Consider the following 20525-nt stretch of genomic DNA (forward strand, 5'->3'; position numbering starts at 1 on the left):
GCCGACACCCCCGCCTGGCGGCGGGCTCCGCGGGTCGCGGGGGGCGTTAGCGTCGACTGTTAGTCGACTGCTCGTCCGCCAGTCGACTAACAGTCGACTCTACAAAGCAGGTGACCTGCGGTCGGGATTACTTCTTCTTGACCGGGGCCGGGGCGGTGGTGGCCGGGACCGGCTCGCCGCCATGGCGCTTGGTCATCCACCACTGCTGCAGCAGGCCCAAGCCACCGTTCACCACCCAGTACAGCACCAGGCCGGACGGCATGAAGGCCATCATGACGCCGAACACCAGCGGCATGAACTGCATCATCTTCTGCTGCATCGGGTCCATGCCCGGTGCCGGCGTCAGCTTCTGGGTGAACCACATCACCGCCACGTTGATGACCGGCAGGATGAAGTACGGGTCGCGTGCGGTCAGGTCCTGGATCCAGCCCAGCCACGGCGCCTGGCGCAGTTCGACCGACTCGACCAGCACCCAGTACAAAGCGAAGAAGATCGGCATCTGGATGAGGATCGGCAGGCAGCCGCCCATCGGATTGATCTTTTCCTTCTTGTACAGCTCCATCATCGCGGTCTGGAACTTCTGGCGGTCATCGCCATAGCGTTCCTTCAGCTGCGCGATGCGCGGCTGGAAGCGACGCATCTTGGCGCCGCTCTTGTACTGCACGGCCGACAGCGGGTACAGCACCAGCTTCAGCAGCACCACCAGGCCGACAATCGCCCAGCCCCAGTTGCCGACCAGCTTGTGCACCTGGTTCAGCACCCAGAACAGGCCCTGGCCGATCACCGCCATCATCGAGAAGCGGCTGTAGTCGACCACGCGGTCCAGGCCCGGCACGTCTTCCTTGGCGATCAGGTTGACCAGCTTCGGGCCGACCCACAGGCGGGCTTCGGTACTGGTGGACTGGCCCGGGGCCACGGTGAAGGCCGGGCCACGCGCCTCGATCAGGTCACGACCGGCCACCTGCGACAGCACGTAGTGCGCGGTCTGGTCCTTCTGCGGGATCCAGGCGGTGAAGAAGTGGTGCTGCAGCATCGCCAGCCAGCCGCCGGTGATGTTCTGGTTCAGCGTGCCGTCTTCCAGGTAGTCCTTGAACGCACGACGCTGGTACTTCTTGTCGTTGTCGTACCAGGTGGCACCGTTGAAGCTGAACGAATCCGGGTTGGTCATGCTCCGCGACAGGATGGTCGGGGTGCGGTCCAGGGTGCGGTAGACGTAGCCGTTCCACGGCGCGGCGCCGGCATTGCTGACTTCGTCCTTGAATCGCACGGCGTACTCGTTGCGCGAGACGGTCAGGGTGCGCTTGATGGTCACGCCGTTGTCGGCGGTCCACACGAACGGGATCTGCAGCTCGTTCTGGCCCTTGGCCAGCACGAAGTCCTTGGTGTCACCGACCAGCTTGAAGCCATCGGCGCCCGGCACCGGGGTGTTCTTGTCTTCGCTGGCCCAGCCACTGATCGCGCTGTACGGATGCGCGGGGTCTTCGGTCAGCAGGCGGACCGGCGGGCTGCCCTCGTCCTTGGTCTGCGGGAACTGCAGCAGCTCGGCGTCCAGCACGCGGCCGCCGTCCAGCACCAGGCGCAGCACGTCGGTGGTGACGGTCACGCGCTGGCTGGCCGGGGTGGCGCTGGCCTGGGCCTGCACGGCCGCCTGGCCCGGTGCGCCCGGCACCTGGGCGCTGGGGATGGCACCCGGGGTCGCGCCCGGAACACTCTGTGCGGCGGTCGGGGCCGACGTGGTCGTCGGTGCCGGGGTCGGGGCAGCCTTTTCACGGCTCCACTCCATCCACAGCAGCACGGCCACCATCAGCCAGGCAAAAATGAGGAATACGCGGGTCTGGTTCATCAGCGGACAGGCTCGGCGGGGCCGGGACGCGATGCCGGCTCGGTCAAAGAAGGAGTTGCGATGCCATCAGGCGGCGGCATTGTGCCGTCCACGCCCGGCGTGGGCAATGCACGCAGGCGACGCAGCAGGCGCAGGAAGGCCTGGCGGATCTCGTCGTTGCTGGCGGAACGCGCAGCACTACGGGCCACGACGACAAAGTCGCCTGGCTGGATGTCGGTACGTGTCTGACGCAGGATGTCGCGCAGGACGCGCTTGATCCGGTTACGCCCGACGGCGTTCGGATCAACCTTGCGGGAAACCGCCAGACCCAGCCTGGCCGGCCGGTCAGCCGGCAGCCAGTGCAGGGTCATCAGCGGATCGGACACACGGCGGGCGCCGTTGAAGACCGTTGAATATTCGGCACGCGTGCGAACCCGCGCAGAGCGAGGGAATCGCTTGCGCGGGTCTGCAGTATTCACTGTCGAAGGGATTGCGTCTGCCGCGAGGTGCGGCATGGCAATCAGGCGCTCAGGACTTTGCGGCCCTTGGCGCGGCGACGCGACAGGATCTTGCGGCCGTCAGCGGTCTTCATACGGGCACGGAAGCCGTGGTCGCGCTTACGCTTGAGGTTGCTGGGCTGGTAGGTGCGCTTCGTGGCCATTGGGGGCCTCTCGTATGAATGGGACGGAAAGAACCGGAAATTCTAGAGAGGTACCCCGGCCCAAGTCAACCCCTGGCAGCTACGCGAATTCACCGGGCTGTGCAATAGCTGTGGATGTTTTTGTGAATAAGTAGGGGACAAGCATTCCGAAGGCGGGCGCTCGGTGGTAGTCTGAGCCATCCATTTCCCCCCTTTCCGGCCTGTGTTTGGGCGCCTTGTCGCGTCCATGCCCCGGCCACCGGACGATTATTGCTGATGGATGCTTGGTCCCGTAGTCTCGAGCGCCTCGAAGCGGAGTTCCCGCCGGAAGACGTTCATACCTGGTTGAAGCCACTGCAGGCCGATCTGCGCGTGGACAGCCTGGTGCTGTATGCACCGAATGCCTTCATCGTCGACCAGGTCCGCGAGCTTTATCTGGCCCGGATCCGCGAACTGCTGGCGCATTTCGCCGGCTTCAGCGACGTTTTTCTTGAAATCGGCTCGCGCCCGCGCCCTGTGGAGGCACAGAACTCGCCGGTTTCCACGCCATCGGCGCATGTGTCCAGCGAACCGCAGGTGCCGTTTGCCGGCAACCTGGACAATCACTACACGTTCGCCAACTTCGTTGAAGGCCGCAGCAACCAGCTGGGCCTGGCCGCGGCGTTCCAGGCTGCGCAGAAACCGGGCGACCGTGCGCACAACCCACTGCTGCTGTACGGAGGCACCGGCCTGGGCAAGACCCACCTGATGTTCGCCGCCGGCAACGCGATGCGCCAGGCCAATCCAGGCGCGAAGGTGCTGTACCTGCGCTCGGAACAGTTCTTCAGCGCAATGATCCGGGCCCTGCAGGAAAAGACCATGGATCAGTTCAAGCGCCAGTTCCAGCAGGTGGACGCGCTGCTGATCGATGACATCCAGTTCTTCGCCGGCAAGGACCGCACCCAGGAAGAGTTCTTCCACACCTTCAACGCGCTGTTCGATGGCAAGCAGCAGATCATCCTGACCTGCGACCGTTATCCGCGCGAGGTCGAGGGCCTGGAAGCGCGCCTGAAGTCGCGGCTTGCCTGGGGCCTGTCGGTCGCGATCGAACCGCCGGACTTTGAAACCCGCGCCGCCATCGTGCTGGCCAAGGCGCGCGAACGCGGGGCCGAGATTCCCGATGATGTTGCGTTCCTGATCGCCAAGAAGATGCGCTCCAACGTGCGCGACCTCGAGGGCGCGCTCAATACCCTGACCGCCCGCGCCAATTTCACGGGCCGCGCGATCACCACCGAATTCGCCCAGGAAACCCTGCGCGACCTGCTGCGTGCCCAGCAGCAGGCGATCAGCATTCCCAACATCCAGAAAACCGTGGCCGACTACTACGGGCTGCAGATCAAGGATCTGCTGTCCAAGCGTCGGACCCGTTCGCTGGCCCGCCCCCGCCAGGTCGCCATGGCCCTGACCAAGGAGCTGACCGAGCACAGCCTGCCCGAGATCGGCGACGCGTTTGCCGGTCGCGATCACACCACGGTGCTGCATGCCTGCCGCCAGATCCGCACCCTGATGGAAACCGACGGCAAGCTCCGCGAGGACTGGGACAAGCTGATCCGGAAGCTGAGCGAATGATGCACGGATGCCGATGAGGCGTCATCGCACAAAACGGTGCAGAATCCGGTAGCAAGCGCGGGACACGTTGTGGATAAAAATGGCGTTTGAAATCGCGCCGAATTTATCCACAGCTTTCCCCACCCCCTGGGGGTCGGTAATACAGAGGGTTTCGAGGTCTGAAATTCCTTTATTTACAAAGAATTAGCGTTGTTTTCCAGCGATTCTGTCTCTACCAGCACCACCAAGCTTTTGATTTATTCCACATTTTTTAAAGCATAGGGGCACGGAACCACATGCGTTTCACACTGCAGCGCGAAGCCTTTCTCAAGCCGTTGGCACAGGTCGTCAACGTGGTCGAACGCCGCCAGACCCTTCCGGTTCTGGCCAATTTCCTGGTCCAGGTACAGAACGGCCAGCTGTCGCTGACCGGTACCGACCTGGAAGTGGAGATGGTGTCGCGGATCGCGGTTGAAGACGCCCAGGACGGCGAAACCACCATTCCCGCCCGCAAACTGTTCGAGATCATCCGTGCCCTGCCCGACGGCAGCCGGATCACCGTCTCGCAGACCGGTGACAAGATCACCGTGCAGGCCGGCCGCAGCCGCTTCACCCTGGCAACCCTGCCCTCCAACGACTTCCCGTCGGTGGACGAAGTGGAAGCCACCGAGCGCGTGGCCATTGGCGAAGCGACCCTCAAGGAACTGATCGAACGCACCGCGTTCGCGATGGCCCAGCAGGACGTGCGCTACTACCTCAACGGCCTGCTGTTCGATCTGCGCGGCGATGCCCTGCGGACCGTCGCCACCGACGGCCATCGCCTGGCCCTGTGTGAAACCGACCTGGCCAAGCCCAGCGGTTCCAAGCGCCAGATCATCGTGCCCCGCAAGGGCGTGACCGAACTGCAGCGCCTGCTGGAAAGCGGCGATCGCGAGATCGAGCTGGAAGTCGGCCGCAGCCACGTCCGCGTCAAGCGCGACGATGTCACCTTCACCTCGAAGCTGATCGACGGTCGCTTCCCGGATTACGAGGCGGTGATCCCGATCGGTGCCGACCGCGAAGTTAAGGTGGATCGCGAAGCGCTGCGCGCCTCGCTGCAGCGCGCCGCGATCCTGTCCAACGAGAAGTATCGCGGCATCCGCGTGGAAGTCTCGCCGGGCAACCTGAAGATCAGCGCGCACAACCCGGAGCAGGAAGAAGCCCAGGAAGAAATCGAAGCCGACACCACGGTCAGCGATCTGGCCATTGGCTTCAATGTGAACTACCTGCTGGATGCCCTGTCCGCGCTGCGCGACGAGGAAGTCATCATCCAGCTGCGCGACTCCAATTCCTCGGCGCTGGTGCGTGAATCCAGCAGTGAGAAGTCGCGTCACGTAGTCATGCCGCTGCGTCTCTGACAGCAGCGCTGTTCCACGTGGAACCGAACGACGCCCGGGATCTTCCCGGGCGTTTTTTTTGTTCCACGTGGAGCATTGAATCGGGTTGCCGAGCAGCCTCCGTTTGGAGGGACGTCATCCTTCTTGTTGGTCCCCTCTTTCGCTCTGCCTTCAGCACCATTCATGGCGAGCGTTGGAACCTGCGATTGCAGCCAATGCCCGCTGGCGCATCCCCTTCGATCGGAAGCGCCCGCACCTGGATTCTCAACGCGGTGCATTCGGCCAGATCTGACTGGATTGACGAAGCGCCCCGCCGCTGATGCCGCGATCCCCGCTGCTTCTGCAAACGCCTCTGTCCACAGGAGCGATTCGAGGCAGTTTGGGCCAAGCCTAGCTTCTAAATCTGGGTATAAATCTAAAGCATGGTGGTGATGGTAGGGCCAGATTTCGTGGAGAAACAAGCTATCTATATGATTTAAAAGAAATTTATAAGCCTGAAACCCCCTGTATAGAGGCCCCTAAGGCTGGGGGGGAACCTGTGGATAGTTTTCAGCGGCAGGCAAAAGGGCTTTTTTATCCACAGATTGCCCATACCTTGTGTATAAGTCATACAGACCCGCTGTGGACAGCGTGAAACGAAGGCGCTGAATTCTTTGAAATCTGTGGAACCCTCCAGGACACTGGATCGCAGATTTGAAGGAATCCGGGGGGGGCATCCGACCGCACCCCCTGCCGAAGCGCGCACTCACACCTGTGTAAAAGCGCTGGAATCGTTGAAATCTGAGGGTCGATGCCCTGCTGCCCTCGGCAGAATTGAAGGGATTTCGGTCACGTCCAGGCCTGCAAGGGGCCAAGCGGACGGCGTGGGGCCACGTGGAACGTGCGATTGCCAAGCGCGCAGAGGCCTCTGCTCTGCTTGGTCGCTGGCGTGGCGCGTCCTCCTTGACCGATGCAGTAAGCTGATGGATTCCCTGCCCCACTACCGCCTCGTGCGGATGGTCTTTCGCGCCCCATGCTTATCCGCCGCCTCGCCCTGCACCAACTGCGTCGTTTCAGTGCGGTGGACCTGTCGCCCCAGCCGGGATTGAACCTGCTGACCGGCGACAACGGTGCCGGCAAGACCAGCGTGCTCGAAGCCTTGCATCTGATGGCCTATGGACGCAGCTTCCGTGGCCGGGTCCGCGATGGATTGGTGCGCCAGGGCCAGGAAGCGTTGGAAATCTTCGTGGAATGGGACGAACAGCGTGCCGATCACCCGTCCCACCGCCGAAAGGCCGGGCTGCGCCACAGCGGCCAGGACTGGAAGGGGCGATTGGACGGCGAAGATGTCGCGCAGCTGGGCAATCTCTGTGCAGCGCTGGCGGTGGTGACGTTCGAGCCCGGCAGCCATGCGTTGGTCAGTGGTGGTGGCGAGCCCCGCCGCCGCTTCCTCGATTGGGGCTTGTTCCACGTGGAACCGGGCTTTCTGTCCCTGTGGCGCCGTTACTCCCGGGCGCTGAAGCAGCGCAATGCCCTGCTCAAGCAGGGCGGGCCCTCGCGGATGCTCGATACCTGGGATCACGAGCTGGCAGAGGCCGGAGAACCACTGACAAGCCGCCGCCAGCACTACCTGGAGCGTCTGCAGCAGCGCACTGTGGCCTTGGCCGCCAGCTTGGCGCCGCAACTCGGCATCCAGGGACTGGAACTGAGTCCTGGATGGCGGCGGCATGAACTTCCGCTGGCCGATGCCCTGCTTCTGGCCCGGGAACGCGACCGCCAGGCTGGGTATACCTCGGTCGGCCCGCACCGGGCGGACTGGAGCGTTGATTTCCAGAGCATTCCGGGTCGCGATGCGCTGTCCCGGGGCCAGGCCAAGCTGACGGCATTGGCCTGCCTGCTCGCGCAGGCCGAAGACTATGCCGAACAGCGTGGCGAATGGCCGGTGATCGCGCTGGATGATCTGGCTTCGGAGCTGGATCGCACCCACCAGGCGCGGGTACTGGAGCGCCTGCTCAATGGCCCAGCACAGATCTTCATCACCGCCACCGAAACCCCAGCGGCGCTGCACGAACTGACCCACATCGCCCGGTTCCACGTGGAACATGCACAGATCGTGGCTGTGCCATAGTGGGCGCACCAGGGCCGCTCGACCCCGGCTGGTATAATTCGGGTTGGAATCCTTTCATTCTCGGCGCATCGCCCCAAGCGGTGGCCGACCTGCGGAGCCTACGGCAAGCGCAATGAGCGACGAACAGAACACCCCGGCAAACAACGGCAATTACGACGCCAACAGCATTACCGCCCTGGAAGGCCTGGAGGCTGTCCGCAAGCGTCCCGGCATGTACATCGGTGACGTGCATGACGGCACCGGTCTGCACCACATGGTGTTCGAGGTTGTCGACAACTCGATCGACGAAGCGCTGGCCGGCCACGCCGACCACGTCGCGGTGACGATCCACGCCGACGGCTCGGTTTCGGTGTCCGACAACGGCCGTGGTATCCCGACCGGCAAGCATGAGCAGATGAGTGCCAAGCTCGGTCGCGAAGTGTCTGCGGCCGAAGTCGTCATGACCGTCCTGCACGCAGGCGGCAAGTTCGACGACAACAGCTACAAGGTTTCGGGCGGTCTGCACGGCGTCGGCGTCAGCGTGGTCAATGCGCTGTCGCAGAAGCTGCTGGTGGACGTGTTCCAGAACGGCTTTCACTACCAGCAGGAATTCAGCAACGGCGCCGCAGTGACCGCGCTGGCCAAGCTGGAAACCACCACCAAGCGCGGCACCACCGTGCGCTTCTGGCCGTCCACCGTCGCCTTCCACGACAACGTGGAGTTCCACTACGACATCCTGGCCCGTCGCCTGCGCGAACTGTCGTTCCTGAACTCCGGCGTCAAGATCGTCCTTGCTGACGAGCGTGGCGATGGCCGCCGCGATGACTTCCACTACGAAGGCGGCATCCGCAGCTTCGTGGAGCACCTGGCCCAGCTGAAGACCCCGCTGCACCCGAATGTCATCTCGGTTACCGGCGAGCACAATGGCATCGTGGTGGATGTGGCGCTGCAGTGGACCGACTCCTACCAGGAGACGATGTACTGCTTCACCAACAACATCCCGCAGAAGGACGGTGGTACCCACCTGGCCGGTTTCCGCGGTGCGCTGACCCGCGTGCTCAACAACTACATCGAGCAGAACGGCATCGCCAAGCAGGCCAAGATCAACCTGACCGGCGACGACATGCGCGAAGGCATGATTGCGGTGCTGTCGGTGAAGGTGCCGGACCCGAGCTTCTCCAGCCAGACCAAGGAAAAGCTGGTCAGCTCCGACGTGCGCCCGGCGGTGGAAAACGCCTTCGGTGCGCGCCTGGAAGAATTCCTGCAGGAAAACCCGAACGAAGCCAAGGCGATCGCCGGCAAGATCGTCGATGCCGCACGTGCACGTGAAGCCGCGCGCAAGGCCCGCGACCTGACCCGCCGCAAGGGTGCGCTGGATATCGCCGGCCTGCCGGGCAAGCTGGCCGACTGCCAGGAAAAGGATCCGGCGCTGTCCGAGCTGTTCATCGTCGAGGGTGACTCGGCAGGCGGCTCGGCCAAGCAGGGCCGCAATCGCAAGAACCAGGCGGTGCTGCCGCTGCGCGGCAAGATCCTCAACGTGGAACGCGCGCGCTTCGACCGCATGCTGTCCTCCGACCAGGTCGGTACGCTGATCACCGCGCTGGGCACCGGCATCGGCCGTGACGAGTACAACCCGGACAAGCTGCGTTACCACAAGATCATCATCATGACCGACGCCGACGTCGACGGCGCCCACATCCGCACCCTGCTGCTGACGTTCTTCTACCGTCAGATGCCGGAGCTGATCGAGCGCGGTTACGTCTACATCGGCCTGCCGCCGCTGTACAAGATCAAGCAGGGCAAGCAGGAGCTGTATCTGAAGGATGACCCGGCGCTGGACAGCTACCTGGCCAGCAGCGCGGTGGAAAACGCTGCGCTGGTGCCGGCCACCGGCGAACCAGGCATCGAAGGCCTGGCACTGGAGAAGCTGCTGCTGGCGTACGCCGCTGCCCTCGATTCCATCGAGCGCAACGCGCACCGCTACGACCGCAACCTGCTCGAAGCGCTGGTCGATTTCGTGCCGATGGACCTGGAGAGCCTGCGCAGTGCCGGCGAAGGCGAAGGCCTGGATGCACTGGCCAAGCGACTCAACCAGGGCAGCCTGGGCAGCCCGCGCTTCAGCCTGGAGCTGCAGGAAGCCAACGATGAGCGTCCGGCCGCCGTACTGGTCACCCGTCGCCACATGGGCGAACAGCACATCCAGGTACTGCCCATGTCGGCGTTCGAGAGTGGTGAACTGCGCGCGATCCACCAGGCCTCCAAGCTGCTGCATGGCCTGGTTCGCGAAGGTGCAACCATCTCCCGCGGCGCCAAGTCGATCGAAGTGGACAGCTTCGCCAAGGCGCAGAACTGGCTGCTCGAAGAGGCCAAGCGTGGCCGCCAGATCCAGCGATTCAAGGGTCTGGGTGAAATGAATCCGGAGCAGCTGTGGGACACCACCGTGAACCCGGAAACCCGCCGACTGCTGCAGGTGCGCATCGAAGACGCTGTCGCAGCCGACCAGATCTTCAGCACCCTGATGGGCGATGTCGTCGAACCGCGTCGCGATTTCATCGAGGACAACGCGCTGAAGGTCGCCAACCTGGATATCTGACACAATCCGGTGATGGCCGGTGCGCGGGGAGGCGCGCCGGCCTTCGATCCTTGAACGCAGGTACCCGATGTCCGCATCCGCCCCGGCTTCCGCCCCGCCCCCGATTCCGCCGGCCTCGGCCGCGCCGCGTGTCGCTTCACCGCTGGCGGGGTTTTTCATCGATCTGGGCATCGCCGCTGTCACCCTGTTCGGCCTGAGCCTGATCAGCGGCCTGCTGTGGGGCCTTTACCGTGGTGTGGTGGTTGGCTACGCCAATGCGCAGGCCAGCGGTGGAACGCCCGACGCCAATTCGGTCGCGGCGACACTGGGCCAGCCCGGCGCGCTTGCACAGATTCTCATGGCGCTGTTTGCCACCGGTGGCGCTGCGTTGCTGCTGTACTTCTGGCGACGGCCAGCCAATACCGCCGAGCGTCACGCGTCGCGCCAGGCGCTGCGCCGCCCCTCCACCTGGGGCTGGACCCTGCTGGTGGCGACCCTGATCGTGCTCGGCAGCAACGGCATTGCCTTCCTGGCCAAGCAGTTCGGCATCGAGCCGGTCCCCACCAATCTGGCGCTGATGCAGAGCGCGATCGCACGTTTCCCGTTGTTCCTGGTGCTGTTCGCCGTGGCACTGGCGCCGGCCTACGAGGAACTGCTGTTCCGCCGCGTGCTGTTTGGCCGCCTGTGGAAGGCCGGGCGCCCGTGGTTGGGCGTGGTACTGAGCAGCCTCGCATTCGCCCTGATCCATGAGATCCCTGGAACCAGCGCCAATGGCCCGGCCGAAATCGCACAACTTTGGCTGGTCTATGGCGGCATGGGGGCTGCGTTCTGCTGGCTCTACCAGCGTACCGGCACGTTGTGGGCGGCGATCACCGCGCATGCGTTGAACAATGCGGTTGCCCTTGCCGCGATGGTGTTCCTAGGGTCAACGTAACGCCGCGTCCGCTTGACGAAAGATTAAGCCGCTACGCTACACACTGCCCATATGAACACGGGGGAGCTTCCATGAAACAACTGCTGCTGGCCCTTGTCATCACCACTCTGGTCAGCGCCTGCGCGACCACCACCTCCCCTACCGGCCGCCGGCAGATGGTGGGCGGCGTCTCGCAGGCACAGCTGGACCAGCTCGGCGCACAGGCGTTCGCCGAAACAAAGCAGAAGGAAAAGATCAGCACCGACGGCCGCCAGAACGGTTACGTGCAGTGCGTGGTCAATGCCCTGGTCGCGCAGTTGCCGCCTCAGTACCGTGGCGTACGGTGGGAGACGGCAGTGTTCGTCGACAAGGAGCCCAACGCCTTCGCCCTGCCCGGCGGCAAGGTCGGCGTGAACACCGGCATCTTCACCGTGGCCAAGAATCAGGACCAGCTGGCTGCCGTGATCGGCCATGAAATCGGCCATGTCATCGCCCGTCACCACGAAGAACGCATCACCCGCCAGATGGGCGCGCAGACCGGCCTGGCCGTGCTCGGTGCGCTGGCCGGTGCGGCCTATGGCGAAGGCGCTGCCAGCACCGTCAACCAGCTCGGCGGCATGGGCGCGCAGACGGCCTTCCTGCTGCCCGGCTCGCGCACCCAGGAAAGCGAGGCTGACGTAATCGGCCAGCGGCTGATGGCCCAGGCCGGTTTCAATCCGGCGCAGGCAGTGGACCTGTGGCAGAACATGATGGCCGCCAGCGGCGGCCGCAGCCCGCAATGGCTGTCCACCCACCCCGATCCGGCCAACCGGATCCAGGAACTGCGACGCGATGCCCCGGCCCTGACGCCGGTCTATCAGCAGGCGCAGGCGGCCGGGCTGCGGCCAAAGTGCGGATGAGTGCGCAGTTCTATGCTGTATTGCAGCACATAAAACGATTTCTCACGCCATCTGTTTCTGATACGTTTGGCGGCTCAGATTTTTCTGACAGTCCGACTTTGCCGCTAACCGGCGGTTCGATCGAGGTGAACGATGATTTTCCGTAACCACAAAGCTGTGCTTTCCGTCCTCGTCGCGACCGCCCTGACCGGCGCCGTGGTCACCGATGCCTTCGCGCAGTCCTCGCGTTCCTCCGAGCGCGGCAACCGCGGCGGCAAGCAGGCCAAGGCCGAGGCGCTGTACCCGAACGCGACCCGCCAGGAGCCGACGGTCAAGGCCTCGGCCAAGATGGGCAGCAAGCTGCAGAAAATGATCGACAGCTACAACAAGGAAAAGTTCCCGGAGACCCGCGAGCAGGCCGACGCGATCCTGGCTGACAGCGCCGCGAACGAGTACGACAAGTCGCTGGCCGCGCAGCTGGCCTCGCAGGCGGCCTACCAGACCGACGACGCCCCGGCGGCGATCGCCTATCTGAAGCAGGTCCTGCAGTTCAACGGCCTGGACAACAATGGCCACTTCCAGTCGATGCTGATGCTGGGCCAGCTGGAGCTGCAGGAAGACAAGACCGCCGAAGGCCTGGCAACCCTCGACAAGTACTTCGCCGAGAGCAAGTCGACCAAGCCGGAAGAACTGATCGCCAAGGGCCAGGCGCTGTACCAGCTGGAGCGCTACCAGGAAGCGATCCCGGTGCTGAAGCAGGCCATCGCCGGTTCCGCCGAACCGAAGGACAACTGGAACCAGCTGCTGATGGCGGCCCTGTCCGAAGCCGGCCAGTCCGGTGAAGCGGTCAAGGAAGCCGAGGCGCTGGCCGCCAAGAACCCGAACGACAAGAAGGCCCAGCTGAACCTGGCCAGCATGTACATGCAGGCCGACCAGATGGACAAGGCGGCCGCGGTGATGGACAAGCTGCGCAGCAGCGGCCAGCTCACCGAAGAGCGCGAGTACAAGCAGCTGTACTCGATCTATGCCAACACCGACAAAAAGGAAAAGGACGTCATCGCGGTCATCAACGAAGGGTTGCAGAAGGGCATCCTCAAGCCGGACTACCAGGTTTACCTGGCGCTGGCCCAGTCCTACTACTACTCCGACCAGGTGCCGCAGGCGATCGATGCGTGGCAGAAGGCTGCCCCGCTGTCCAAGGACGGTGAGACCTACCTGAACCTGGCACGCGTCCTGCATGCCGAAGGTCGCATCCCGGAGGCCAAGCAGGCCGCCCAGCAGGCGCTGGCGAAGGGTGTGAAGAACCAGGCTGATGCCAAGAAAATCATCAACCTGAAGTAAGTAGGAATAACGCCTGAATGCCTGCTCAGTTGATGCGCAGGCGCTCAGGATTGGTATAAGCTTGGAGGTTCCTGCGGTGTCATGCACCGCTGATCAGGGATTCCGCCCCCGGCATCCCGGCCCCACTATTGAGCTCTTGGCGCATGACGGAACAACTAGTCGTTCACCGGTACGAACAACCCGATGACAAGGGGCTGAGCTGGCCTCGCATCGTCGGCATCGCGTTTGTAATTGCCCTGCATCTGGCCGCCTTCATGATGCTCCTCATTCCCGCCGTGGCTCCCAAGGCCGTGGCTGAGAAGGAGCGCAACGTCATGGTGACCATCGTCGATGCGCCGCCGCCGCCGCCCCCGCCGCCGCCGCCGCCGCCGCCGACCGATACTCCGCCGCCGCCGGTGAAGAATCTGTCGCCGCCGAAGCCGTCGCCGGTCCCGCCGCCGCCGCAGGCGCCGGTCGTGGACGTGCCGGAGCCGCGCCCGAGCGATATCGTCACCCCGCCGTCGCCCCCCGCGCCGCCGGCACCTGCGACCTCGATCGAGGCCAGCGTGGACATCTCGTCGAAGGCCATGAATCCGCCGCGCTACCCGCCGGCAGCCTTCCGCGCTGGTATCCAGGGCGAAGTGATCCTGATCATTGATGTCGATGCCAGCGGCAACGTCACCAATGTCACGGTGGAAAAGTCCAGCCGTAACCGCGACCTGGACCGTGCCGCGATGGAAGCGGCTCGCAAGTGGCGCTTCAACGCCGCTGAATCTGGCGGTAAGAAGGCGGCAGGTCGCGTTCGCGTCCCGGTCAACTTTGCGCTGAACTGATGCGCCCGGGTGGCCGCCTGGCCACCCCCGCTCCCGGTTCGATTGTTTAGCTTAGCTACACCCTTTATCACCACACACAACAAAGGTAAGCGTCATGCTGCAGGAAATTTTCATCGCCGCTGCTGCCGGGGGCAATCCGTCCAACGCCCTGTCGCAGATGGGCTTCGAGCACCTGATCCACGAAATGACCACCAAGCCGGGTGATTTCGCGGTTTCCTGGGTCGTGCTGCTGACCCTGATCGCCATGTCGGCCATGTCCTGGTACTGGACCGTCATCAACATCTTCCGTGCGACCCGCCTGAAGAGCGCCGCTGATCGCGTCGTCAGCCTGTTCTGGGACACCCCGAACGCACAGGACGCCATCCGTGCGATGGAAGAGCAGCCGGCTTCGGAGCCGTTCTCGAAGATCGCCCTGGACGCTGCCCAGGCTGCTGCGCACCACCAGCGCGCTGAAGGCGGCGCCACCGGCGGCGTGGGTGAGAACCTGAGCCGTTCGGAGTTCGTCGACCGCGCCCTGCGTCAGGCCGTGACCCGCGAAAGCAACAAGCTGCAGTCGGGCATGACCCTGCTGGCCACCGTCGGCGCGACCGCTCCGTTCGTCGGTCTGCTGGGTACCGTGTGGGGCATCTACGGCGCGCTGATCAAGATCGGTGCCACCGGCTCCGCTTCGATCGACGCCGTTGCCGGCCCGGTGGGTGAAGCGCTGATCATGACCGCGATCGGTCTGTTCGTCGCAATCCCGGCCGTGTTCGCCTTCAACTTCTTCAGCAAGATCAACAGCGCGACCATCAGCAAGTTCGATACCTTCGCGCACGACCTGCACGACTTCTTCGCCACCGGCTCGCGCGTCCGCTAATTGCGGCGCGCGTCACCCAGCGACGAACGTAAGTAGTCACCAAGATCTAGACGGAGCCCGTTATGGCTTTCAGTAGTGGTAACAGCGGCGGCCCCATGGCCGACATCAACGTTACGCCCCTCGTGGACGTGATGCTGGTGCTGCTGATCATCTTCATCATCACGGCGCCCCTGATGTCCCACAAGGTCAAGGTGGATCTGCCGGAAGCCAACCTGATCCAGAAGCCGGAAGACGCTGAAAAGCGTTCCGGACCGATCACCCTGGCAGTCAAGGAAGACGGCTCGATCTACTGGAACGACGAAGAAATCAACAAGCAGACTCTCGAGTCCCGCTTGGCGACCGCCGCCCAGCAGACCCCGCAGCCGCCGCTGAACCTGCGTGGTGACCGCACCACCAAGATGCGCGTCATCAACGACCTGACCAAGGTCGCGCAGGAGCAGGGCATGCTGGACGTCGGCTTCGTCGCGACCAAAGAAAAGGGGCAATAAGCCATGGCATTCAGTAGTGGTGGTGGCAAGGGCCCCATGGCAGACATCAACGTCACGCCCCTCGTGGACGTGATGCTGGTTCTGCTGATCATCTTCATCGTGACCGCGCCGATCATGACGTACCCGATCGCCGTCGACCTGCCGCAGCGCGTGCTCAACCCACCGCCGCAGCTGGTTGAACCGCCGCCGCCGATCGAACTGAAGATCGACGCCAGCAACCAGGTCTCGTGGAACAACAGCCCGATCAATACCAGCGAGCTGCAGCAGCGGATGGAGCAGGAGGTCCAGCGTGACCCGACCAACCAGCCGGAACTGCGCATCGACGCCAGCCCGGATTCCGAGTACGACGTGATGGCCAAGGTTCTGGCCGCCGCGAAGAATGCTCAGATGAAGAAGATCGGTTTTGTGCAGCAGTAATCGCTACACCGCAACACAACAGTCATGACGCGACTGCAGACGCCCCTGGAAACAGGGGCGTTTTTTTTTGCGCTCATCACGCCGCCATGGGGTCAGATCCCTTTTCCTCAGGAAAAGGGATCTGACCCCATCAGGGAGCACGCGCCCGCTATGATCGGCGGATGCTCGCCCTCTTCGACTCCCTGCGCCACTGGCTCGACGGCATCGCCCACCTCGGCACGATCCTGGCGGTAGCCTATCTGCTGTACCTGCTCGCGCTGACCGGCTGGATCATGCTGCAGAAGCGTGAGCCGGTGGCCACGCTGAGCTGGATCCTGTCGCTGGCGCTGCTGCCCTACCTCGGCTTGTTCATCTATTACCTGCTGGGCCCGCAGAAGGTGAAGCGTCAGCGGCTGCGCCGTGGCCGTGCCCGTTCGGGCATGGAGCACTACAGCGACGTCTGCCCGCCCGATGCCGACTGCACCGAGCTGGCCAAGATCGCCCAGGCCACCACCGGCCTGGCGCCGAGCAGCGCCACCGAAGTGACCTGGCTTGTGGACGGTGCCGCTACGTACGCCGCTCTGTTGGAAGCGGTGACGCAGGCTCGCGATCACGTGCACCTGGAGTACTACATCTTCAATCCGGACCACGCCGGCACCGCGCTGCGCGATGCCCTGGTCGAACGCGCCCGCGCCGGCGTGCAGGTGCGCCTGCTGCTGGATGCCGTGGGATCCTCCGCCCTCCCCCGCCGCTTCCTGCAACCATTGCTGGACGCAGGCGGCGAGGCCATCTGGTTCCATCCGCGGCAACTGCTGAAGCCCTTCAAGCGCCCGTGGCTGAACCTGCGTACCCACCGCAAGCTGGTGATCATCGACGGTCGCCTGGCCTTCACCGGTGGCATCAACATCACTGACGAAGAGGACGAAAGCCGCCGGCCCGACGCCTACCGCGACCTGCACATGCGCATCCGCGGCCATGTGGTGCGCAGCCTGCAGCTGGTGTTCGCCGAAGACTGGCTCTATGCCAGTGGCCAGGATCCCTCGCGCATGGACATTGCCCGTCTTTGGCCGGCCGACATGCCGCTGCGCGGCGATGGTGCCATCAACGCCCAGGTGCTGGTCTCAGGGCCAGACTCCGGCTGGGAAACCATCCATCGGCTGCACGTGGCGGCGATCCAGGAGGCGCACGAACGGGTCTGGCTGGTGACGCCCTACTTCGTGCCCGGCGAAGCCGCGCGGATGGCGCTGACCTCGGCCGCGCTGGGCGGCCTGGACGTGCGCCTGCTGGTGCCGAAGATGAGCGATTCCTGGTTCGTCACCCAGGCCGCGCGCTCCTACTTCGACGAACTGCTGCATGCCGGGGTAAAGATCTACGAGTACGGCCCGCGCATGCTGCATACCAAGGCCTTCATCGCCGATGACGACGTCTGCATCGTCGGCAGTGCCAACTTCGACCACCGCAGCTTCCGGCTGAACTTCGAGCTGTCGATGATGATCAGCGACCGTGACCGCGTCGCCGCCCTGGCCGGGCTGCTGCAGGGAGAGTTCGACCGCGCCACCCGCGTGCACGACCAGGCCGGCCGCTCGCTGTGGCTGCACCGCCTGCCCGAGGCCTTCGCCCGGCTGGCCTCGCCGCTGCTCTGACGCAGCGCTACACTGCGGCGATCATCCGGGGAGCCCGACTATGTACTGGTTGTACCTGCTGCTGGCGCTGGGCTGTTTCGCCTTCGCGCTGAAGACCCCCAGCGCCGCATTGATGACCCTGTGCCTGCTGGCCGCCCTGGCCTTCCTGCTGGCCTGGGTGCGCGGCCGCTATGTGTCCCGCTTCGGCGACCTTCAGCGGGACCCTGCCACGCTTGTCGATGCCGAGGAACTGCGCCGCCTGCGCGAGCAGGCCCAGGCCCGCCGCAATGACGACGCCAACGACCACGATCCGTCCCCTCTTTCCAAGTAGTTCCGTTCCATGACCCAGCTCAGCGTCAACGTCAACAAGATCGCCGTCCTGCGTAATTCGCGCGGCGGCGCCGAACCGGACGTGGTGCGTGCCGCCCAGGCCTGCCTGGATGCCGGTGCGCATGGCATCACCGTGCACCCGCGGCCGGACCGCCGCCATATCACCGCCGAGGACGTGCTGGCGCTGTCGACGCTGACCCGCGCGCGGGGCGTCGAATTCAACATCGAAGGCAACCCATTCGCGCCGCCGCGCGAGGGCTACCCCGGGCTGCTGCCGTTGTGCGAACAGACCCGCCCGGCGCAGGCCACGCTGGTGCCGGATGGCGATGGGCAGATCACGTCCGATCACGGTTTCGACTTCGAGCGTGACGGCGAGCGGCTGCGACCACTGGTGGCCGAACTGAAGGCGATGGGTTGCCGGGTCAGCCTGTTCGTCGACGCCGGTAATCCGCTGCTGGAGCAGGCGGCCGAAGTCGGTGCAGATCGCATCGAGCTGTACACCGGCCCCTACGCCGAAGCGCACGCCGCCGGCGATGCCGAGGCAATGCTGGCGTTGTTCGCCACCGCCGCGCGCCGCGCACAGGCGGTGGGACTGGGCGTCAACGCCGGCCACGACCTGTCGCAGGACAACCTGCGCGATTTCCTGGCCCACGTGCCGGACGTGCTGGAGGTGTCGATCGGTCATGCGCTGATCGGCGAGGCGCTGTATGACGGGCTGGATGCCACGGTGCGGGGCTACCTGGCACTGCTGTAACCGATGGATGCAGCCGAGCATGGGCTCGGCTCTACAAAAGGTAGCCGTATCCCACTGTAGAGCCGAGCCCACGCTCGGCTCAGACTTGCCCTGAACCCTTCAGGCGGCCGTCGCAGCCGCTGAGACAGGCGCGGCGTACCCTGCGGGCATGGGTATCGCGATCAAGGGCCGAGGTTCCACGTCCCACCTTGCCGGACGCTTTGAAAGCACCGTCAGCGAGGCGGTGGACGACGGCTGGGCGGTTGACGAGAGCGAGGAGTTCCTCGCGCCGCGCCTGCGCACCGAAGTACGCGCCGAGACCGCACGCAGCATCATCAGCCGCAACACTTCGCCGGACGTTGGCTTCAGCCAATCGGTGAATCCGTACCGCGGTTGCGAGCATGGCTGCTCGTACTGCTTCGCGCGTCCCTCGCACGCCTATCTGAACCTGTCGCCGGGCCTGGATTTCGAGACCAAGCTGTTTGCCAAGACCAATGCGCCGCAGCTGCTGCGCAAGGAGTTGTCGAAGCCGGGCTATGTGCCACAGCCGATCGCGCTGGGCATCAACACCGACGCGTACCAGCCGATCGAGCGCAAGTTCAAGCTGACCCGCCAGCTGATCGAAGTGATGCTGGAAACCAAGCATCCATTTTCGTTGATTACCAAGAACGCGCTGGTCGAGCGCGACATCGATCTGCTCGCACCGTTGGCGGCGGAAAACCTGGTCAGCGTGCACTTCTCGGTGACCTCGCTGGACCCTCATCTTTCCGCAAAGCTGGAACCGCGTGCATCAGCGCCGCATGCACGGCTGCGCGCGATGAAGCGCCTGCATGAAGCGGGCATTCCGGTGGGAGTGATGGTGGCGCCGGTAATCCCGTGGATCAACGACAGCGAACTGGAAGCCGTGCTGGAGGCCGCACATGATGCCGGCGCCAGCACAGCCGGTTACGTGCTGCTGCGCCTGCCGCTGGAAGTGGCGCCGTTGTTCCGCGACTGGCTCGATACCCATCATCCCGATCGCGCCGCGCACGTGATGAGCACCATTCAGCAGCTGCGCGGCGGCAAAGACTACGACAGCCAGTTCGGCACGCGCATGCGCGGCCAGGGCGTGTATGCCGATCTGTTGAACAACCGCTTCAAGCTGGCGCGAAAGCGTCTCGGCTTCAATGCGCAGAACAGCCATTGGCCGAAGCTGGATTGCAGCCGGTTCCAGAAGCCGTTGCCGCCGAAGAAGGATTCGCCGCAGGGAAGTCTGTTCTGAGTCCATCAGTCGAGCATGGCTCGACGCTGCATTCGAGGCTGTCGAGCAGGCTCGAGATCAACCCCCGAACAACTTCTGCGCACTCTGGAACAGGATCCAGCTGGTGGCGATGAACTTGTCGCCGCCCTGCGGTCGGTTGCCCCGATGGGTGTGGGTGAACGCGGTCGGGGCAATCAACAGACTGCCGGTGCGCGGCACGATCTTCCGCCCCTGGAACAGGAACTCGGTCTCGCCTTCGTCAAAGTCGTCGTTGAGGTACAGCGTCCACAGCACGTGCCGGTGCAGGGTCTCGGCCTGCGCATCCTTCGGGTACAGCTCGCAGTGCCAGTACGGGTAACCGCCTTCGCCTGCCGCATACCACTGCAGGTTGATCGCACCCGGGCGCAGGCAGGTGCGGGCAAGATCGGCCAGTTGCTGCTGCGGCATGTCAGGGAAGTCCTCGGCAGACAGGCGTCGCGGTTGGCCGTTGCTGTCCTGGATCTGCAACATCAGCGGGGCGATCAATGCCTGTGGATAACGGCGTAGATAAGTCAGCAGGCCGTTGAACACCGCGTGCTGCAGCTGATGGTCCACATCCTGCCAGCCATCAAGGCCGCTGATGCGCAGATCCTTGCTGTGCTTGAGTTCCGGGAACACGCCACTGCCCACGGCACCGGGCTGCAGGCCACGCGCCGCCCGCATGCGCTCGACGATCGCTGCGCAGACCTCGCTGGGGACCGCGTTGTGGATGACCTCGATGAAATCGACCGGGCCCTGCTCGTGCATGCGTGCATTCCTTAGGCGGCAACGGCTTGATGGTGCCGTTTGCCGCC

The 20525-nt window shown here is 64.3% G+C and carries 19 protein-coding genes; 15 read left to right on the forward strand and 4 right to left on the reverse strand.

Annotated features, from left to right (window positions below):
* Positions 1-127: 127 nt before the first annotated feature.
* Genes yidC through rpmH form a run of 3 tightly spaced genes read right to left on the reverse strand, consistent with a single transcriptional unit; the run spans position 128 to position 2483 of the window.
* Positions 128-1843: a membrane protein insertase YidC gene (yidC, locus tag V3B41_RS16135; protein WP_049429186.1), complete on the reverse strand. Its 1716-nt coding sequence runs from the start codon at positions 1841-1843 to the stop codon at positions 128-130.
* The gene (gene rnpA, locus V3B41_RS16140) at positions 1843-2337 is read right to left on the reverse strand and encodes a ribonuclease P protein component (RefSeq protein ID WP_080355007.1); all 495 of its coding nucleotides are present in this window, start codon (positions 2335-2337) and stop codon (positions 1843-1845) included. Before rnpA ends, yidC begins: the two co-directional genes overlap by 1 nt.
* 5 nt (positions 2338-2342) lie before the next feature.
* Entirely contained in the window at positions 2343-2483 is a 141-nt protein-coding gene (rpmH, locus tag V3B41_RS16145) for a 50S ribosomal protein L34 (RefSeq protein ID WP_005411729.1), read from the reverse strand.
* A 255-nt stretch (positions 2484-2738) separates the two neighbouring features.
* Between rpmH and dnaA the strand changes: the two genes are divergently transcribed.
* The 15 genes from dnaA to V3B41_RS16220 all read left to right on the forward strand — a co-directional run bounded on the left by dnaA (position 2739) and on the right by V3B41_RS16220 (position 19713).
* Complete coding sequence (dnaA, locus tag V3B41_RS16150; RefSeq protein ID WP_049429225.1) at positions 2739-4070, forward strand: chromosomal replication initiator protein DnaA; 1332 nt, start codon at positions 2739-2741, stop codon at positions 4068-4070.
* Between the two features lie 275 nt (positions 4071-4345).
* Complete coding sequence (dnaN, locus tag V3B41_RS16155; RefSeq protein WP_005411731.1) at positions 4346-5446, forward strand: DNA polymerase III subunit beta; 1101 nt, start codon at positions 4346-4348, stop codon at positions 5444-5446.
* 991 nt (positions 5447-6437) lie between these two features.
* The gene (gene recF / locus V3B41_RS16160; protein ID WP_049429185.1) at positions 6438-7532 is read left to right on the forward strand and encodes a DNA replication/repair protein RecF; all 1095 of its coding nucleotides are present in this window, start codon (positions 6438-6440) and stop codon (positions 7530-7532) included.
* Between the two features lie 112 nt (positions 7533-7644).
* The gene (gyrB, locus tag V3B41_RS16165; RefSeq protein ID WP_049429184.1) at positions 7645-10104 is read left to right on the forward strand and encodes a DNA topoisomerase (ATP-hydrolyzing) subunit B; all 2460 of its coding nucleotides are present in this window, start codon (positions 7645-7647) and stop codon (positions 10102-10104) included.
* A 67-nt stretch (positions 10105-10171) separates the two neighbouring features.
* The gene (locus V3B41_RS16170) at positions 10172-11017 is read left to right on the forward strand and encodes a CPBP family intramembrane glutamic endopeptidase (protein ID WP_049429183.1); all 846 of its coding nucleotides are present in this window, start codon (positions 10172-10174) and stop codon (positions 11015-11017) included.
* A 71-nt stretch (positions 11018-11088) separates the two neighbouring features.
* Entirely contained in the window at positions 11089-11895 is an 807-nt protein-coding gene (locus V3B41_RS16175) for a M48 family metallopeptidase (RefSeq protein WP_010487422.1), read from the forward strand.
* 132 nt (positions 11896-12027) lie between these two features.
* Complete coding sequence (locus V3B41_RS16180; RefSeq protein WP_049429182.1) at positions 12028-13215, forward strand: tetratricopeptide repeat protein; 1188 nt, start codon at positions 12028-12030, stop codon at positions 13213-13215.
* A 254-nt stretch (positions 13216-13469) separates the two neighbouring features.
* Entirely contained in the window at positions 13470-14027 is a 558-nt protein-coding gene (locus V3B41_RS16185; protein WP_170272480.1) for an energy transducer TonB, read from the forward strand.
* Between the two features lie 94 nt (positions 14028-14121).
* Positions 14122-14883 (forward strand): TonB-system energizer ExbB, encoded by a 762-nt coding sequence (exbB, locus tag V3B41_RS16190; protein WP_005411738.1) that lies wholly within the window; start codon positions 14122-14124, stop codon positions 14881-14883.
* A gap of 62 nt (positions 14884-14945) precedes the next feature.
* Positions 14946-15371: a biopolymer transporter ExbD gene (locus V3B41_RS16195; RefSeq protein WP_005411739.1), complete on the forward strand. Its 426-nt coding sequence runs from the start codon at positions 14946-14948 to the stop codon at positions 15369-15371.
* A 3-nt stretch (positions 15372-15374) separates the two neighbouring features.
* The gene (locus V3B41_RS16200) at positions 15375-15788 is read left to right on the forward strand and encodes a biopolymer transporter ExbD (protein WP_005411740.1); all 414 of its coding nucleotides are present in this window, start codon (positions 15375-15377) and stop codon (positions 15786-15788) included.
* Positions 15789-15949: 161 nt separating this feature from the next.
* On the forward strand, positions 15950-17410 hold the full coding sequence (gene cls, locus V3B41_RS16205; protein ID WP_049429179.1) for a cardiolipin synthase: 1461 nt from the start codon (positions 15950-15952) through the stop codon (positions 17408-17410).
* Between the two features lie 40 nt (positions 17411-17450).
* Complete coding sequence (locus V3B41_RS16210) at positions 17451-17720, forward strand: hypothetical protein (RefSeq protein WP_329861682.1); 270 nt, start codon at positions 17451-17453, stop codon at positions 17718-17720.
* Between the two features lie 9 nt (positions 17721-17729).
* A complete protein-coding gene (locus V3B41_RS16215) occupies positions 17730-18473 on the forward strand; it encodes a pyridoxine 5'-phosphate synthase (protein WP_049429177.1) in 744 nt (247 codons plus the stop codon).
* Between the two features lie 148 nt (positions 18474-18621).
* Positions 18622-19713 carry a PA0069 family radical SAM protein gene (locus V3B41_RS16220; RefSeq protein ID WP_024958794.1) on the forward strand — a complete coding sequence of 364 codons (1092 nt, stop codon included), beginning with the start codon at positions 18622-18624 and terminating at the stop codon, positions 19711-19713.
* A 57-nt stretch (positions 19714-19770) separates the two neighbouring features.
* Here V3B41_RS16220 and V3B41_RS16225 read toward each other — a convergent pair whose 3' ends face one another.
* Positions 19771-20478 (reverse strand): 2OG-Fe(II) oxygenase, encoded by a 708-nt coding sequence (locus V3B41_RS16225; protein ID WP_197650261.1) that lies wholly within the window; start codon positions 20476-20478, stop codon positions 19771-19773.
* Positions 20479-20525: the final 47 nt, after the last annotated feature.

This window comes from Stenotrophomonas sp. SMYL89 (genome assembly GCF_036319985.1).
Classification (GTDB): Bacteria; Pseudomonadota; Gammaproteobacteria; order Xanthomonadales; family Xanthomonadaceae; genus Stenotrophomonas; species Stenotrophomonas maltophilia_Q.

Coding starts and splice junctions, on each gene's coding strand:
- cls (WP_049429179.1), top strand. CDS start 15,950: ATGCTCGCCCTCTTCGACTCCCTGCGCCACTGGCTCGACGGCATCGCC.
- V3B41_RS16225 (WP_197650261.1), bottom strand. CDS start 20,478: ATGCACGAGCAGGGCCCGGTCGATTTCATCGAGGTCATCCACAACGCG.
- V3B41_RS16180 (WP_049429182.1), top strand. CDS start 12,028: ATGATTTTCCGTAACCACAAAGCTGTGCTTTCCGTCCTCGTCGCGACC.
- recF (WP_049429185.1), top strand. CDS start 6,438: ATGCTTATCCGCCGCCTCGCCCTGCACCAACTGCGTCGTTTCAGTGCG.
- V3B41_RS16175 (WP_010487422.1), top strand. CDS start 11,089: ATGAAACAACTGCTGCTGGCCCTTGTCATCACCACTCTGGTCAGCGCC.
- V3B41_RS16210 (WP_329861682.1), top strand. CDS start 17,451: ATGTACTGGTTGTACCTGCTGCTGGCGCTGGGCTGTTTCGCCTTCGCG.
- exbB (WP_005411738.1), top strand. CDS start 14,122: ATGCTGCAGGAAATTTTCATCGCCGCTGCTGCCGGGGGCAATCCGTCC.
- V3B41_RS16185 (WP_170272480.1), top strand. CDS start 13,470: ATGATGCTCCTCATTCCCGCCGTGGCTCCCAAGGCCGTGGCTGAGAAG.
- dnaN (WP_005411731.1), top strand. CDS start 4,346: ATGCGTTTCACACTGCAGCGCGAAGCCTTTCTCAAGCCGTTGGCACAG.
- V3B41_RS16170 (WP_049429183.1), top strand. CDS start 10,172: ATGTCCGCATCCGCCCCGGCTTCCGCCCCGCCCCCGATTCCGCCGGCC.
- V3B41_RS16220 (WP_024958794.1), top strand. CDS start 18,622: ATGGGTATCGCGATCAAGGGCCGAGGTTCCACGTCCCACCTTGCCGGA.
- yidC (WP_049429186.1), bottom strand. CDS start 1,843: ATGAACCAGACCCGCGTATTCCTCATTTTTGCCTGGCTGATGGTGGCC.
- V3B41_RS16215 (WP_049429177.1), top strand. CDS start 17,730: ATGACCCAGCTCAGCGTCAACGTCAACAAGATCGCCGTCCTGCGTAAT.
- V3B41_RS16195 (WP_005411739.1), top strand. CDS start 14,946: ATGGCTTTCAGTAGTGGTAACAGCGGCGGCCCCATGGCCGACATCAAC.
- rpmH (WP_005411729.1), bottom strand. CDS start 2,483: ATGGCCACGAAGCGCACCTACCAGCCCAGCAACCTCAAGCGTAAGCGC.
- dnaA (WP_049429225.1), top strand. CDS start 2,739: ATGGATGCTTGGTCCCGTAGTCTCGAGCGCCTCGAAGCGGAGTTCCCG.
- V3B41_RS16200 (WP_005411740.1), top strand. CDS start 15,375: ATGGCATTCAGTAGTGGTGGTGGCAAGGGCCCCATGGCAGACATCAAC.
- gyrB (WP_049429184.1), top strand. CDS start 7,645: ATGAGCGACGAACAGAACACCCCGGCAAACAACGGCAATTACGACGCC.
- rnpA (WP_080355007.1), bottom strand. CDS start 2,337: ATGCCGCACCTCGCGGCAGACGCAATCCCTTCGACAGTGAATACTGCA.